This is a genomic window from Natrialba chahannaoensis JCM 10990, assembly GCF_000337135.1.
Taxonomy (GTDB): Archaea; Halobacteriota; Halobacteria; order Halobacteriales; family Natrialbaceae; genus Natrialba; species Natrialba chahannaoensis.
Map to the genome: position 1 here is coordinate 1 of NZ_AOIN01000044.1, position 14,672 is coordinate 14,672.

General features: G+C 62.7%; 18 protein-coding genes and 1 pseudogene. 7 read left to right on the forward strand and 12 right to left on the reverse strand.

Features of this window, described 5'->3' with window-relative positions:
• The 3 genes and pseudogenes from C482_RS06455 to C482_RS21765 all read right to left on the reverse strand — a co-directional run.
• Positions 1–566, reverse strand: a pseudogene (locus C482_RS06455) (RNA-binding protein); the annotation flags it as partial.
• Between the two features lie 82 nt (positions 567–648).
• Complete coding sequence (locus C482_RS06460; protein WP_006166716.1) at positions 649–1,032, reverse strand: DUF7532 family protein; 384 nt, start codon at positions 1,030–1,032, stop codon at positions 649–651.
• Positions 1,033–1,210: 178 nt separating this feature from the next.
• On the reverse strand, positions 1,211–1,366 hold the full coding sequence (locus C482_RS21765) for a hypothetical protein (RefSeq protein WP_169317621.1): 156 nt from the start codon (positions 1,364–1,366) through the stop codon (positions 1,211–1,213).
• A gap of 130 nt (positions 1,367–1,496) precedes the next feature.
• Here C482_RS21765 and C482_RS06470 point away from each other — a divergent pair, with 130 nt between their 5' ends.
• Positions 1,497–2,510, forward strand: a complete 1,014-nt coding sequence (locus tag C482_RS06470; RefSeq protein WP_006166717.1) for a PrsW family intramembrane metalloprotease — start codon at positions 1,497–1,499, stop codon at positions 2,508–2,510.
• 127 nt (positions 2,511–2,637) lie between these two features.
• Positions 2,638–2,763, forward strand: coding sequence for a hypothetical protein (locus C482_RS22630; protein WP_275039622.1), 126 nt, complete (start codon positions 2,638–2,640; stop codon positions 2,761–2,763).
• On the opposite strand, the gene C482_RS06475 is transcribed toward C482_RS22630, so the two are convergent.
• Entirely contained in the window at positions 2,740–3,405 is a 666-nt protein-coding gene (locus C482_RS06475) for a riboflavin synthase (protein ID WP_006166718.1), read from the reverse strand. The genes C482_RS22630 and C482_RS06475 overlap by 24 nt on opposite strands.
• Before the next feature lie 124 nt (positions 3,406–3,529).
• Here C482_RS06475 and C482_RS06480 point away from each other — a divergent pair, with 124 nt between their 5' ends.
• Entirely contained in the window at positions 3,530–3,829 is a 300-nt protein-coding gene (locus C482_RS06480; RefSeq protein WP_006166719.1) for a DUF7533 family protein, read from the forward strand.
• A complete protein-coding gene (locus C482_RS06485) occupies positions 3,829–4,008 on the forward strand; it encodes a hypothetical protein (RefSeq protein WP_006166720.1) in 180 nt (59 codons plus the stop codon). Before C482_RS06480 ends, C482_RS06485 begins: the two co-directional genes overlap by 1 nt.
• A gap of 53 nt (positions 4,009–4,061) precedes the next feature.
• On the opposite strand, the gene C482_RS06490 is transcribed toward C482_RS06485, so the two are convergent.
• From C482_RS06490 to C482_RS06500, 4 genes are all read right to left on the reverse strand, one after another.
• Positions 4,062–5,336, reverse strand: coding sequence for a M24 family metallopeptidase (locus C482_RS06490; RefSeq protein WP_006166721.1), 1,275 nt, complete (start codon positions 5,334–5,336; stop codon positions 4,062–4,064).
• Positions 5,337–5,351: 15 nt separating this feature from the next.
• On the reverse strand, positions 5,352–7,217 hold the full coding sequence (locus C482_RS06495; RefSeq protein WP_006166722.1) for a UvrD-helicase domain-containing protein: 1,866 nt from the start codon (positions 7,215–7,217) through the stop codon (positions 5,352–5,354).
• 154 nt (positions 7,218–7,371) lie between these two features.
• Complete coding sequence (locus C482_RS22960) at positions 7,372–7,530, reverse strand: DUF7563 family protein (protein WP_169331418.1); 159 nt, start codon at positions 7,528–7,530, stop codon at positions 7,372–7,374.
• 279 nt (positions 7,531–7,809) lie between these two features.
• On the reverse strand, positions 7,810–7,995 hold the full coding sequence (locus C482_RS06500; protein ID WP_006166723.1) for an HVO_0416 family zinc finger protein: 186 nt from the start codon (positions 7,993–7,995) through the stop codon (positions 7,810–7,812).
• A gap of 202 nt (positions 7,996–8,197) precedes the next feature.
• Between C482_RS06500 and ubaA the strand changes: the two genes are divergently transcribed.
• The gene (gene ubaA, locus C482_RS06505) at positions 8,198–9,034 is read left to right on the forward strand and encodes an SAMP-activating enzyme E1 (protein ID WP_006166724.1); all 837 of its coding nucleotides are present in this window, start codon (positions 8,198–8,200) and stop codon (positions 9,032–9,034) included.
• 13 nt (positions 9,035–9,047) lie between these two features.
• Here ubaA and C482_RS06510 read toward each other — a convergent pair whose 3' ends face one another.
• From C482_RS06510 to C482_RS06525, 4 genes are all read right to left on the reverse strand, one after another.
• Positions 9,048–10,010, reverse strand: a complete 963-nt coding sequence (locus C482_RS06510) for a hypothetical protein (RefSeq protein ID WP_006166725.1) — start codon at positions 10,008–10,010, stop codon at positions 9,048–9,050.
• Positions 10,011–10,064: 54 nt separating this feature from the next.
• Entirely contained in the window at positions 10,065–10,850 is a 786-nt protein-coding gene (locus C482_RS06515; RefSeq protein ID WP_006166726.1) for an SDR family oxidoreductase, read from the reverse strand.
• Between the two features lie 169 nt (positions 10,851–11,019).
• Positions 11,020–11,490, reverse strand: a complete 471-nt coding sequence (locus C482_RS06520; protein WP_083858589.1) for a Tfx family DNA-binding protein — start codon at positions 11,488–11,490, stop codon at positions 11,020–11,022.
• 499 nt (positions 11,491–11,989) lie between these two features.
• The gene (locus C482_RS06525; RefSeq protein WP_006166728.1) at positions 11,990–12,511 is read right to left on the reverse strand and encodes a TRAM domain-containing protein; all 522 of its coding nucleotides are present in this window, start codon (positions 12,509–12,511) and stop codon (positions 11,990–11,992) included.
• Positions 12,512–12,778: 267 nt separating this feature from the next.
• Here C482_RS06525 and C482_RS06530 point away from each other — a divergent pair, with 267 nt between their 5' ends.
• Positions 12,779–13,570 carry an electron transfer flavoprotein subunit beta/FixA family protein gene (locus tag C482_RS06530; protein ID WP_006166729.1) on the forward strand — a complete coding sequence of 264 codons (792 nt, stop codon included), beginning with the start codon at positions 12,779–12,781 and terminating at the stop codon, positions 13,568–13,570.
• Positions 13,567–14,520, forward strand: a complete 954-nt coding sequence (locus C482_RS06535) for an electron transfer flavoprotein subunit alpha/FixB family protein (protein ID WP_006166730.1) — start codon at positions 13,567–13,569, stop codon at positions 14,518–14,520. The genes C482_RS06530 and C482_RS06535 overlap by 4 nt, the downstream gene beginning before the upstream one ends.
• Positions 14,521–14,672 lie beyond the last annotated feature (152 nt).

Here is a 14,672-nt window from a genome sequence, read left to right on the forward strand (position 1 = left end):
GCGGCCGAGACGCCAGTGCGGTCCTGTGAGAGCGTACAGAGGCCGCTGCGAACGGCGAGCGTCGGCTCGACTCGCGGTTGGTTGTCGTCCCACGGCGGGGTAGGCTCGGTGACCTGCACGCGGTAGCGATTGCCCTCGTTGACGTAGCCGTCGACGTCGTCGTACTTCAGGTAGCCGCGGCCCTTACCGAGGTCGACGACGGCACCGCTCCTGCCTGCAGCGTCGATCACCTCAGCATCGAAGACGGCACCGCGAGGAACTGTGGAGTCCCAGCGGAACGTATCGATCGCGAGGTCGGCGAGTTCTGCAGACACCAGTTCGACTGCGTTGGCTGTGCCCGACACGGAGACACCCTGCCGGTCACGGGTCGTCTCGACTGTCGCGTCGGCCGGAGTGGTCTCGAACTGTCGGTCGAAGCGCTCGCGGATCGGCTCGGAGGCCTGGACGACGCTGAAATCGGCCTCTGCGCTCGTCTCGAGAAGCCGCGTTATGGCCGTCGTGTAGATACCGCGGATGCGGACCGTCGTCTCCTCGTCGGCGTTAGAACTGGCGTCGGTGTTCGTCACAGTTGCCCCTCCGCTACTGGTCGATCGCAGTCGTACTCGCATCCGAACTCGAGTACGAGGTGGGCGTCAGCGCGCACGGCGATCACCGCAGCGTCTCGCGATCGGCGGCGAACCGAACGCGGTCGTTGATCGTCGGGCCGAGCGTGAGTTCGACGTCGTCGTTCTCGGCGTCGAGGATTCGGCCACCCTCGACGTAGACGCCCCACGTGTCGAAGCGCAGCCAGCCACGCATCTCAGCCGCGTGGGTCGTGATGTCGGCGTAGTCGACGCTATGTTCGGGATAGTCGGACGCGGAGTGGGCCATGTCCATATCCGAGTAGACGGTCTCGTGCTCGTTGAAGAAGGACTCGAGTGTGGCCGCGTCGTCGGCAACGGCTTCAGCGACGGCGTCGGAGGCCGTCTGCAGGTCGTCGGTTTCGAGGCCGACGGCACGAAGCGCCTGCTGCGTTCGCTGGTCAAAGTGCATGAGTATGCGTTTGCACGGGGGGCCTTTGTGGATTCCGAGTCCGCCTGTGGTTGTGGTTGGAGAGCACTGCTGGACGTGTGTTCTCGTCTGTGGCTGAGGAGAAACATAACTGTGCTACGGCTGGTCGCTGGCGTGAAAATGACAGAAAGAGGGGTGCAGACAGAACTCGAAGCGGCTCTCAGTCGTCGGCGGCGAGACGATCAGCCGGTTTCGAGGGCGCGATTGCGTCCTGAGATTGCTCTTCACCGTCGGTCGCGTCGTCGGTCATCGGTGTTCGTTCCCCATCAGGGTTAGGCGGTGCGGTGTAGTGGAACCCGCGACGTGGGCTGTACATGGGTGTCTGTTTTCGCGGCCGGATCAGCATAAGCGCCGCCCTTATACGAATATGATAATAAGTATCATACTAGGATTGGAAGAACGTCCAACGCCCAACGCTTACCACCGCGACTGTTGTACGCGTTCACATGCAGCGTCGTCGTGACCCGGTCGAACGAGCGGACGAGGAGTCGCGAGATCTCTACGACATCTCGACGTGGGAGCCGCGATCTGCTGTCGATCATCTCGCATATTCCGTCTACAACGCGATTAACTACGGGTTGCAGACAATCGTACTCGCCGTCGCAGTCGTCATCACGCTGTTCTTGCTCATCCAGCCGGCGATTCTGGTACTCGAGTCGCCCTCGCTTGCTGTTTTCTTCGGGCTCTCGGTCGTTCCCGCTGGTTTGCTCGCCGCGTTCATCTGGTACTCGGATATCACGGAAAGTGAACCGCTCAGCCTGATCGTCGCGACGTTCGTCCTCGCTGTTCTATTCGCGACGTTCGCCGCAGTCGTCAACTCTGTCGTCGGGCCGCGACTCGAGGCGATCCCGATCATCGGGACGGCACTCTTTTTCTACCTGATCGTCGGTCCGGTTGAGGAAACCGTGAAACTGCTCGCTGTTCGCGTCTTCGCCTATCGAAGTGAGACGTTCGACGCGGTGATCGTCGGCGCGGTGTACGGGGCTGTGGCGGGCCTTGGCTTTGCAGCGATCGAGAACGCGATCTACATCGCCAGCACGGTCGCAGAGGCGCAGGCGGAGGTCGGCACGATCTCAGCAGCGACCGGCATCGCGACTGTCCGCGCGCTTGTCGGACCCGGACACGTCATCTACTCTGCCATCGCGGGGTACTACCTCGGTCTCGCGAAATTCAACCGGGAGTACGCCGGTCCACTCGTGATCAAGGGACTGTTGATCGCCGCGTTCGTTCACGCGACGTACAATCTAACCGTCGGCTTTGCACCTGAACTCATTACTGTCCTCACGCCACTCGGTCCCGGACTGGCATTCATCAGCTACGTCGTCGGGTACAATCTCCTGATTGGGTACTATCTCTACCGGAAAATCGTCCGCTACCGACGCACGTACCGCGCGGTTCGTGACGATACGTCGACTCCACCAGCACCTGAACTGACGGAGTTCGACCCGCCTCAGCGGTGACCGCGTTCTCATACGAACCACACACTCACTTGCCCGACAGCACAACCGGCGTTCGAACCCGGTCCCAGCGCCAACCCGACCTGACCCGGCGCAGCCTCTATGAGACGGGAACAAGTAGGATTTCGTGATGGTCGCACTCATCACCTCGCTCGTCGCGTTCGTCGTCGCACTGCTCGTCGTCGGCCTACAGTCTCTCTTTGGACCGCCGACTCACACTTTGGACCATCGTTCAGTCGAACCGGGACTCGAGTAGTCGCTCCACGTACTTCGAGAGTACATCGACTTCAAGATGGATCGGATCGCCAACCGTTTTGTCCGAGAGCGTCGTCAGCTCGTAGGTCGTCGGGATGATGGCGACGGTGACTCGGTCTCGCCCATCTTCGGTCGTCTCAAGATCGGCGACGGTCAGGCTGATCCCGTCGAGCGTGATCGAGCCTTTCTCTACGACGTAGCGGCCGTACCCCGCCGGAAGTTCGAACTCGAAAAACCAGTCACCTCCCGGCTCATCGTCGGTCGGTTGTTCCGAGGCGCGTTGCGCCTCGCCCTCTTCGACGGATTCAATATTCGAAACCGTTGCGACTGCGTCGACGTGGCCTTGCACGATGTGGCCGTCGAAGCGGCCGTCAGCCGACATCGCGCGCTCGAGGTTGACCGTGTCACCTTCCTCAAGGTCGCCCAAATAGGTTCGTTCGACAGTCTCGGTCGCGAGGAAGACCTCGAACCACGAACCATCGTCGTAGCGTTCGACGGTGAGACAGACGCCGCTGACACTGATACTCTGTCCGTGTGTTAGGCCGGTGGCGACTACGTCGGCTGCAATACGAAGGCGAAGACCGTCCTTGGTTCGCTCCCGACCGACGATTTCGCCGGTCTCCTCGACGATTCCCGTGAACATACTCGACGATACCAGCCGACGGATAAAGACATTCTGATTCTGGTATGCGTCCCGCTTCTGTGATGGCGAGACGATGGATGTTCGCCGCCGCCCTTTTGGTCCGTTCGGGTGTATCACTCCCTATATGGCTGGGATCATCGATACGATCAAACTCGCCGGCGTCCTCATCCTTGCACTTCCCGCTGCGCTCGCCGGACTCGAGTTCGTCGTCGTTCGTGGCGATGCAGGTACGGGTGGTGTTCTCATCGGGCTTGCAATCGGGCTCGTTGTCGTCGAACGGTGGCTGACGATGCCCTCGGATGTGCCCGGACTCGTGGCTAAACGCGCGGCGGGCACCGTCATCGGAGAGCCAGAGTCAGAGCCGTCCGACGAGGACACACCCACCGATTCGACCAGCGTTACGACCAACGAGGAGGGGGAGTGATGGCCGATCTGGTCGTTGCTGCGCTCAGAGCCGGTGAGCTCGTGGTCGACACCGCTGTCTCGGTGTGCAGTCGATTTCGTGGCTCTGATGGGGGACAGAACAGTGACGATCGAGAATCGGCGGCCAGCGATGACACGACCGCAGCAACTGGAGCGGATCAAGGCGACGAGGAGCAGTAGCCCACCGAAACGCAGCTAGTAACCCAGCGAAGTCAGTACGCGACGCGGACAGCCTACGACTCGCGCACCGTCTCCGGATCCAGCGACCGCGACAGCGGTGCCAGCCACTCCGGTCTGCCCTCATCCCGATCCTGACCGTGACCGCGCGCCAGCACATCCGAAACTCGGAGCCACACACCCTCCTCGACGCGCACGGCTGACTCGAGTTGCACCACGCTTCCCGGTTCGATCTCGTCGGTCAACTCGCAGGGGGACTCGAGTGCAGCCAGTCCGACGCCCCCGACGCTCGTTTCGACGGCGTCGGCGTCTTCGAAGCCGAACGCGCGGACCTCTGCCTCGAGGTCGGCTTCGACGGCACCCACGGTTTCTGTGTCGGCGGTCAACATGGCGCTGGCCGAGCGAAACGACTGGGTCGCGCCGACGTGGGCTCGGCGCTCGCGGCCGCCGTCGCCGTCGACGACGAGTGTCCGGACGAGACCACCGTAGTAGCCGCCCGGTTCGCGCGGTGCGGTTCGGATGACGATTGGAACACCAGGGCGAAGCGCCGTGTCGGCGGTGCCGGCCGTCGACGGAACCCGTTCGGGATCGCTCTCGGGATTGATTGCGGTGTTGCCGGCGGGATACGCGCCGGCCGAAACGATGGCCTCGTCAACCTCAATTCGGAGGCGCTCGGGTGTGATCGGCTCTGTTTCTTCCACGTCACCGTCGGTAACGAGTTTACCGTCGATGACTCTCGCGTCCGCGAGGACGGTAGCCACCCGACGAATACCTGCGCGGGCGGCAGCCTGTGCGGTCTCGATCCGCGCTCGCTCACCTGGCGTCTTCCTCGTACGGGCACGCTCAAGTACGTCCGTCGAGATCAGTGTGAGCCCGGCGTTCTCGAGATACAGTGCTGCATCGTGCGGGATGGTTGGGGGTGTCAACACCGTCGCGGAGCCGTGGCGGTCGGCGAGCGTCGATGCCAACTGGAAGGCGGGATGTGTGTCTGATTCTCCTCGACCTGGCTTTCGCGGCCTGGCCCACATCTCCCAGCCCTCACCGTTGAACGAGAGCGCGACGAGGTCGGCGTCCGTCGGCGGATCGGTGACAACTTCGTCGTTCACAACAGCCTGTGTCCAGCGGTCGAGACAGTACTGAATCGTCGGTTCGTGTGCCTGTCCAACGTGAACGAACGCGGCGGCGTCTCGCTGTGTGAGCGTCTCGTCGATGAGCGCTGTGCTGGTCGGCGTGGCAGTCGCTGGTTCTGGTTCTTCATCTCTATCACCATCGCCGTCGCTGCCAGCCGCTCCTGTGTTACATCGTGTGAAATCGCTGTCGGCGTCTGTCACGGTCGCCTCGCAGGCTCAGGGCGCTTCGGCCTCGAGTTCCTCGCCGCCCTCCGCGGACTGCTGGGCATCCTCGATAAGGTCCTCGAGTGGCGTCTCGGTGAGCTCGTTGTGGAGCAGGACATCGATCGGTAGCGTTGGCGCACCGTCGACCAGGTTCTCGAGCATCACGAGACGTTCGCGGGCGCGAGACATGCCGACGTAGAAAACACGTCGCTCGTTGTCCGTCAGGACGGGAACGGGCGAGGTGGTCTTGGTAAACTCCTCGACGCCAGGGACGTTCGTCGGATCGTCGACCGTCGCGACCATCTGCTCGACGACCTTCTCGGTCAGGTCGGTGCCGACGATGACGTGGTCTGCCTCACGACCCTTTGCGGAGTGGATGGTTCCGACGCGGACACGGTCGGTGTCGACGCCGGTGTACTCGCCGATGGCGAAGTACGCGCGGACGCTCTTCTTCTGGAAGTTCGTCACCTTCCGCACCATGTCGGCCGCGGATTCGGGACCGGGCATGAACGGGACGTGGTCCTCGATGATCGACGCGGGGACCATCAGTTCCTGCAGGTCCTCGATGCCCGATTCCTCCTGGCGCTCGTCGATCGTATCGAACAGGTCATCGCGCTCGTTGGTGCCGAACGCCGACTCCTGGAGCATGTCTGCGAGGCGGCGAGCCTGCAGGCCGGTCACGTCGTCGCCGCGGTCGATGGCTTCGACGGCGCGGACGTACTGGGTGAGGCGGTCGGTCCACATCCGCTGGTCCGTCAGCGACGTGAACGGCACTCCTTCCGTGATGAACTCGTCGATGAACTGGAACATCTGGTAGCGCGCACGGAAGAGAATCATGATGGTGCCGTCGCCCGAGGCGAGCGTGCGCCGAACCATGCGGACGACGTCGAGCATCGAGGCGTTACGCCGGGCCTCAACTGCGCCGCCTTCCTTGCGCGGTTTCAGGTCCTTGTCCTTTCGGTGCTCGATGTGGCGGATCTCTTGATTGACCGCGTTGAGGACGTTCGAGGGCAGTCGGTAGGAGTTCGGCAGGATGATGTCTTCGTCGACCTCCTCGTCGAGCAGCAGGGCAGGATCTGCGCCCTGCCAGGAGTAGACGACCTGGTCGTCGTCGCCGGCGATCAGCACCTGCTCCATGTGGGGTTTCCACTCCTCGTAGACGTCGTACTGCAGCGTCGTGATGTCCTGAAACTCGTCGATCACCAGGTAGTCGACGCTCGGGAGCAGCGAACGCTGCTTGACTCGCTCGAGCATGTCCGCGAAGCCGATCTTGCCCTGTTCACCCTTGTACGAGCGCCAGCCGCGGATGGCCTCTGGGACGTCGATCCGGTCGTCGTCAGAGGGCCAGGTCGGCGTGTACTTGTTGCCCTCCTGGGCGCGGTCGTCGATCTCCGGCGGGAGGCGAACCTCCTCGTCGTCCCACTGGAACGGGACATCGTACCAGTCCGTGACGTCTCGACGGGTTCGCTGGAGCCACTGACTCGTTGCGATGATTTTGTTTCCGATCGTCGTCGAGCGGGCGGTTCGGCGGCCGGCCCCGCTGTATTCGTCTTCGAACTCGAGTCCGTACTCCTCACAGAACTCCTCCTTGTCGGATTCACCGATGACGTCGCTTCGAGAGAGATCGAGAAGATCGTACGCCTTCGCGTGCATGGTACAGACGTTACCCTGCAGTGCGCGCGGGCTTTCGTCGAGTCGCTCTGCCAGCCGTTCGCGAATCTCCTGTGCTGCCGCTCGCGTGTACGAAACGACGAGGATGTCCCGGAACGTAACGCCGTCCTGCTCGAGAATCTCTTCGACGTGGTCGAGAAGCGCGGTGGTCTTCCCGCTCCCCGGTCCACCGAACAGCCGGGTCACCTTCGTCTCCGTGGTAGCCATTATCCCTGTTCAGGGCCGCGACACCCATAAGTCACGTGGGTTCTCCGCGAGCGCGAGAGGGACTGTCTGACGGCTCTGTCGGCGGTTTGGTCGCTCGAGAGCGGTGGGTCGATGTGAGGGACGCTTCAGGCGTTTCGTGGTGAACTGGGGAGACTCACGTGTTTCGCGATGAACGAGCGGTTCGAACGTCGGCACCGTCACGAATCTTGTCCTCACACTCCGGACAGACGCGCGGATCGTCTACTCCTCGTGGCGTGAAGACACGAGCGTATGCATCGGTTACGAAGTTCCCACAGTTCTGGCATTCCGGCATGATGCTTCTCAACTGACGTGTTGGAACGGACCACACTATAATTCTATCGTCATTGGACGGTGGAAATTACTTGAACCCCACCGGAATGGTTGTTCACGAGTGTGTTGCGTCATCAGGGTTTCGGGCGGGTATCTTCGGGGACACTGGTGCTGGTAGTGGTGGCCAGCAGGGGAGTGGAACGAAGGGATCGCGAGTGCAGTGAAACCGCACAACAGTGACGCCGCTATCGGACCGGGTTAGCGCTGTTAAAAAACGGAATCGGTAGCCGGGTATCGTCGTCTACCGTGTTGGCTCCCACCCACAGACGGTACAGGTACTCGCAGAGAGGTCGTGGAGACCACTACATTCGGGACACTGTTTCTTGTTATACTCCTCCTCCCAGTCGAGTCGTTCGACGGCGTGACCGCGGTCAGTGAGGAATTGATCGAAAACGTCGTCGCCGGCACCATTGGGTGCGGATGCCATGGGTGTGTGAAAGACATGCACGGTCTTAAGTGATTGGGTCGGTGAAGAGACTGCCGTTTCTCTACAATACTGTTCCTGAATATGAACGTTACACGCTCGATAACCTACGCTTGTTCTCTAATCATTCGACTCAGACACTACTTGACAATATGGCTCCTGTGCGACCCGCGGCTTTTTCTCGCTCTCGCCCCAAACAGCGCCCATGAGCGACCTGCGCCTCGATGCGACACAACTCGATCGCTACTCGAGACACGTGATCATGGACGAAATCGGTCCCGAGGGACAGCAACGGTTACTCGAGGGCAGCATCCTCGTGGTCGGCGCGGGCGGACTGGGTGCGCCGGCGATTCAGTACCTCGCCGCGGCCGGCGTCGGCCGCCTCGGCATCGTCGACGACGACGTGGTCGAGCGCTCGAACCTGCAGCGCCAGATCGTCCACCGCGACGAGGATGTCGGCCGACCGAAGGTCGAGAGCGCGGCGGACTACGTGTCGGCGCTCAACCCCGACATCGACGTCGACGCCCACGAGGTGCGTCTGACTGCTGACAACGTGGCCGACCTCGTTTCCGACTACGACCTCGTCCTCGACGCGAGCGATAACTTCGCCACACGCTATCTGCTCAACGACCACTGCGTGCTCACGGAGACGCCGCTCTGTCACGGCGCGATCTACCGCTTCGAGGGCCAAATAACGACGTTCACGAACGAGCGGGGCGGCGACGCTGAGCGGCCGTGTTACCGATGTATCTTCCCAGAAGCGCCCGAACCCGGCACCGTCCCCGACTGCGCGACGACTGGTGTGCTCGGCGTTCTCCCCGGCACCGTCGGCTGCATTCAGGCCACCGAAGCCGTCAAGTACCTGCTCGGCAAGGGTGAGCTACTCGAGGGTCGCCTGCTGCTCTACGATGCGATGGACATGACGTTCGAGACGGTGGACGTGCGCCCGAACCCAGCGTGTCCGGTCTGTGGCGACGAGCCAGCAATCGAGTCGGTCGAGGACGTCTCCTACGACGGGACGTGCCAGATCTCGGCGGACTGAGCTGTTTTTGCGGTCATCGAAGTTGCATCCTCACCACATCGCGCAATTCAGCCACCCCGACCAGCGCGACGCAGGAAATGAACGCGATCGTCCCGAGTTTTCCACCAGCACCTGTCAGTGCCGGCGTCACGGCGAGGTACACGAACCCACAAAGCGCGCCGGCCGCTCCGACGTGGCCCACTGTCAACCGCTCGGCGCTTGACATGCCAACGAAAGAGGCACAGAACGCGACTGCGGCGAGCGTTGCACCGAGTTCGCCCGGCAACACGAGCGGAAAGCCGACGCCGGCAGCGACGCCGACGAGCCCCGAGCACACGACCGGACCCAACTCGAGTTGCACACTCAGCACGACCGTTGCAACTGCACCGGCGACGGCGACGGGCACGACGAACTGGAGGTGGTCCCAGGCGGGCGCGCTCGGCGAGCCGTACTCGAGTCCAGTCAGCGCGACGGCCGCCACACATCCAAAGAGCGCGATGGTGCCGAGTTTGCCGCCGACGCCGCCGAAGGAGGCGGTTGTGGCGACGAACGCGAGCCCCGAAATCACACCGGCAACGGCGACGTACTCGAGACCCGGGAACACTGCTGGAGAGGCCATCCCGACGAAGGAGCCACAGTAGATGGGCGCGCCGACGCGCGGGAGGGCGAGTCCGGCGAGGAGGCCGACGAGTGCGGAGGCGAGCACCGGGCCGAGATCGGCAACCACGCTCGCGCCGTAGGTGACGACTGCGCCGCCAGTGACGGCGAGTGCGTTCGTGGCGTCGGTTCGGTCGAATCCGTCGACGTCCAGAGAGCCAGTCCCGAGGGCACGATTTCGTTCGACGACGGCTGCGACCGTGCCGACGAGAACGATGCCGAGGTGGAGACTGACCGTCCCGGTTGGGAGGGCCGGCGGCACGGCGTAGACGCTGGCGAGCAACACGGCGGGCGTCGCGAGGAGGGCAAGGAAGCCGGCGACCTGGACCGGGCGGTACACACGAGCCAGTCGCCGGAGGGCCACCGAGAGCGTTACGGTTCGGCTCCTCTCGCATCAACTCCGCAACAGACCGCCGTCGATCGGCACGGACGCGCCGTTCACGAAACTCGCCCGCGGGCTCGCGAGGAACGCCACCACGTCGCCGAACTCGGCAGGCTCACCCAGTCGTTCCAGTGGGATTTCGGCCGCGAGCTCGGCGATACCCTCGTCGTAGTCTGCGTACGTCCCGCGCTCAACACCCGCCTCGACGAGGTCTTCGATCCGTGGCGTCTCGATGGTTCCTGGCATGACCGCGTTGGCGCGTATTTCAGGTGCGAATTCACGCGAAATCGTCTTCACGAGGCCGACGACGGCCCGCCGAACTGAGTTCGACAGCACCAGCCCGTCGGTTACCTCCCGCACCGTGGTCGAGGTGAGACAGGTAATCGAGCCCGCATCGGACTCGAGTAGCTGTGCGTGTGCCTCCTCAACCGTCCAGACGACGCTCATCACCAGCAGATCGTATGCCTGGTACCAGTCCTGCTCGTCCGTCCCCAGAAAGGTCGTACTCGGTGGACCGCCCGCAGAGGTCACGAGGTGGTCGAGACCGCCGAACTCGTCGACGGTTTGCCGAACCAGCCGGGAGATATCGTTTGGGTCCGTGAGGTCGCACTCGAGTGCGAGCACCTTGCCCGGCCCTGCGTCGGCGAGGTCATCGCGGGCGGCTGCGAGTCGGTCGGGGTCGCGCCCGCAGATGGTGACGTGTGCACCTGCCGAGGCGAGTGCCTGGGCGCTTGCGAGTCCGAGGCCACTCGAGGAGGCGGTTACCAGCGCTGCGTTGCCGTCGAGATTGAGGTCCATAGGGACACAGACGACGCCAGTAACCAAATTGCTCGGGAGGGAGATACTGCGCTGGCTGGTCGACGAGGCTAAGTGTGTGATCGGGTGGTGACTACGGAAGGCTCGGTGGGAAGCAAATGGTGATCGAGTGGTCACTGAGGCATGGTTGAGTGACGTGCGTGCGGACGCGCTACTCGCGGTCCTGGTGGCGGACGCGAACCACACCCTCTGAGGTGACGCCGACGACGAGCGGCGAGGACACCTCGCGGCCGGTGACGGCAGTGCCGGCGGCGTCGCTGACGACCTTCATCAGGTCTGGGGCGGTGTGGTCGACCTTGACGCCGGCGTCGTCACAAGCATCGTAGACGAGGTTCGGTACGTCGTAGAGGTCGGTGCCAGTGGGGACGTGAACACGGACCGGAGCGCGCAGCGCCTCGGCGAAGGCGACCGTCTCACGTGCTTTCTCGACGTTCTCCCGGGCACTAGCCTCGACCGAGGAGACATTCGCTCGGGACGTGCCGAGTGCGGTGGCGATATCGGCCTGGGAAAAACCGCGCTCGCGCAGGGCAAGTACCTGCGCCTGCCGGTTCGTGAGTACGCTGGTGTCAGCTTCGAAGCCGATCTCGGCGAGGAGTTCCTCTGCGTCGTCGATCATGGACATGGTGATCGCCCTCCGTCGAGCTGGTGTCCACTCCCTCGGTCGCCAGGCCCGACACCGTAATTGCTCGAATCTCGCCGGTTTCGAGGACCGCCCGTCGCCACTGGGGTGCGTCCATGTGGTCTCATCACCGACGACGCTGCGGGCGCGTTCCACCGTCGTCGCTCCGTCGTGCGGTCCGTCGTTCCCTGCACGCGCCTATTCATACCACATATCTAGCTGGGTGCAAGATGAAAGCTCTCCCGGTCGCTCCTGCGACTATAGTAGCCACTGCAAGTCACTGCACACCTGATCGCACGGCAGCTGTGCGATCAGTGTGTAACTAGTTGCAGTTGTTACTATAGCAACTCCGTGAGGCCACCCCCGTTCTTACTGTCACGGGACAGACCTGTCTCTCTCGTCTACACAAACCGTAGCAGAACGCGAAAATCGACGGCCGCACGACTGTCCAGGTTCCGACGCCGATCCCTCGAGACGATGGTGTCTCGAGTGACCGTGTCGATCAGTTCCCCCAGAAGTTCTCGCGACTTCCGAGGCGTTCGCGTCTCGACGACCGTCCGTTGCTGGTTTCGCCGTCGGTTTCGGCGTCAGCGTCTCCATCGTCGCTGTTGCCATCGTCGGCGTCGGCATCGGCATCAGTCTCGGTCTCGGCGTCCGACGTGTCGTCTTCGTCTTCACCCTCTCCTTCGTCCATTGGGAGCAGTTCAAGCTCCTTCGCACGCGCGTGATTACTGTGGACGCGAGTGATTTCGACGCGCGCACGTGCTTCGGGGAGCACACCGTCGACCATCACGATGAAGCCGTCTTCGGTTCGCCCGACACCCGCACCGCTTTCGTGCATGTCGACGACATCGATGACGACCTCCTCGCCGGACTTGACCGGCTGTGTCTTCAGGTCATCGATCGGCTGGTTGTAGTGTTGGCACCACTCCTTGCCGCCGCGGTCGCCGTAGTGTTGACACCCCATCCCCGAGATTCGCGCTGAATAGCTCGGACAGTCGTCGGCCAGTGGACAGTCTGCCATGCGGTGTACTACCGGCGGTGCCGTTAAACCGTTTCCGTCTTGCACGCGCGAAGCCGGGTGAGCGGCCGTTCTTCGCCACTCTTGTTGACCAGTTACTGTGTGTATTCTCACCTGGTGTTCGCGCTCGTCTTCGCCCGACTGCTTCACTCGCGTCCCGCCACACAGTTTCAGTACGAAACCGACATCACCCGAACTATCAGTTGAACGGGGAGTCCAATACTGTGCGTTTCGAAAACGTTTACGGGTGTGACGTACGAGTGAAGAACGATGAAAATCCTCGTTACGGTCAAAGAAGTTGCGACCGTCGAAGACGAGTTCGAAATCGAAGGTACTGAAATCGCAGACCAGTACCTCGGTGCAGATCTCAACGAGTGGGACGATTACGCCGTCGAAGAGGCCGTTCAGCTCCAGGAAGCTGGCGTCGCCGACGAAGTCGTCACGGTTACGATCGGCCCCGAAGACTGTGAACAGACCATCCGTCAGGCGCTTGCGAAGGGCGCAGACCGCGCGGTCCGCGTCTGGGACGACTCCCTCGAGGGCGTTGACCTGCTCGACGTCAACGCAAAGACGGAAATTCTCAGTGCCGTCGTCGAGGAAGAGGACCCAGACCTCGTCCTGACCGGCGTGCAGGCCGGTGACGACAGCTTCGGCGCGACGGGCGTTTCCCTCGCCGAAGAGATCGGCTACCAGTGGGGTGCCGTTGTCAACCATCTCGAGCACGAGTTCGACGGCGACGTCGCCTCGGTTCGACGTGAACTCGAGGGCGGTGTCGAGGAGCTCACGGACATCGAGCTGCCAGCCGCACTCACGATCCAGACCGGTATCAACGAACCACGCTACGCGAGCCTGCGTGGCATTCGCCAGGCCCAGCGCAAGGAACTCGACGTCAAGAGTCTCGCCGACCTCGGTGTCGACGAGAGCGCTGTCGATTCCGACCTGGAACTCACCGACATGTACGAACCAGAAAGCGAGAGCGACGTGACCGTCTGGGAAGGCAGTGCCGACGAGACGGCCGCAGAGCTGGGTGAACTGCTCCGCGACAAGGGGGTGGCACCATGAGTGACGTCCTCGCAGTCACGGACCACCGCCGTGGCGACCTGCGCGACGTGAGCTACGAAATCATCACTGCCGGCCGCCAGCTTGCAGACGACACCGGCGGCGACCTCCACCTCGCCGTCATCAGCGGCCCCGTCGACGATTTCGCAGAGAAACTCAACCGCGAAGGTGTCGACGCGATCCACACCGTCTCCCACGGCGAGGAGTTCAACCACGACGTTTACACCCAGACGATCACGCAGCTCTACGACGAGCTCGCACCGCAGTACATCCTCACGCCGAACAGCGTCAACGGCCTGGACTACGCGCCCGCCGTCGCCAACGAACTCGGCCTTCCGGTCGTCACCGACACGATCGGCCTCTCGGTAAACGGCGAAACGCTGACCGCCACCCGCGAGATGTACGGCGGCAAAGTCGAGACCACGAACGAACTCGAGGGCGACGCCGTCGTCACGATCCGTGGGGCAGAGTGGCCAACCGCAGACGGTACCGGCGACGCCGTTATCGAGGCGTTCGACGCCGAAATCGACGAGGATGCAGTCGGCTCTACGGTCAACGGCTTCGAAGAAGTCGGTGGCGGTGACGTCGACATCAGCGAAGCGGACGTCCTCGTCTCCGTCGGCCGCGGGATCGAAGAAGAGGATAACCTCGAGCTCATCCACGATCTTGCGGACGCACTCGACGCAACGGTCTCTTCCTCGCGACCGATCGTGGACAACGGCTGGCTGCCAAAGAACCGGCAGGTCGGCCAGTCCGGGAAGGTCGTCACACCCGATGTCTACATCGCGATCGGTATCTCCGGTGCCGTCCAGCACGTCGCTGGCATGAAGGGCTCCGACACGATTGTCGCGATCAACACGGACCCCAACGCGCCGATCATGGACATCGCGGACTATGCGATCCACGACGATCTCTTCGACGTCGTGCCAGCGCTGACCGATCAGTTCCAGTAATCGCGCCACTGCTGATCGTCAACGATTTTTCATATCGTTCCCGCGAAGCCAAACTACTCGACGCGAGTGTGTCTTGTATCACTCACCGGTCACACTGTATTTCCCCGGTGAAACCCCGACCATAGGACGACCAAGGATAGCTTTTGCGTTCG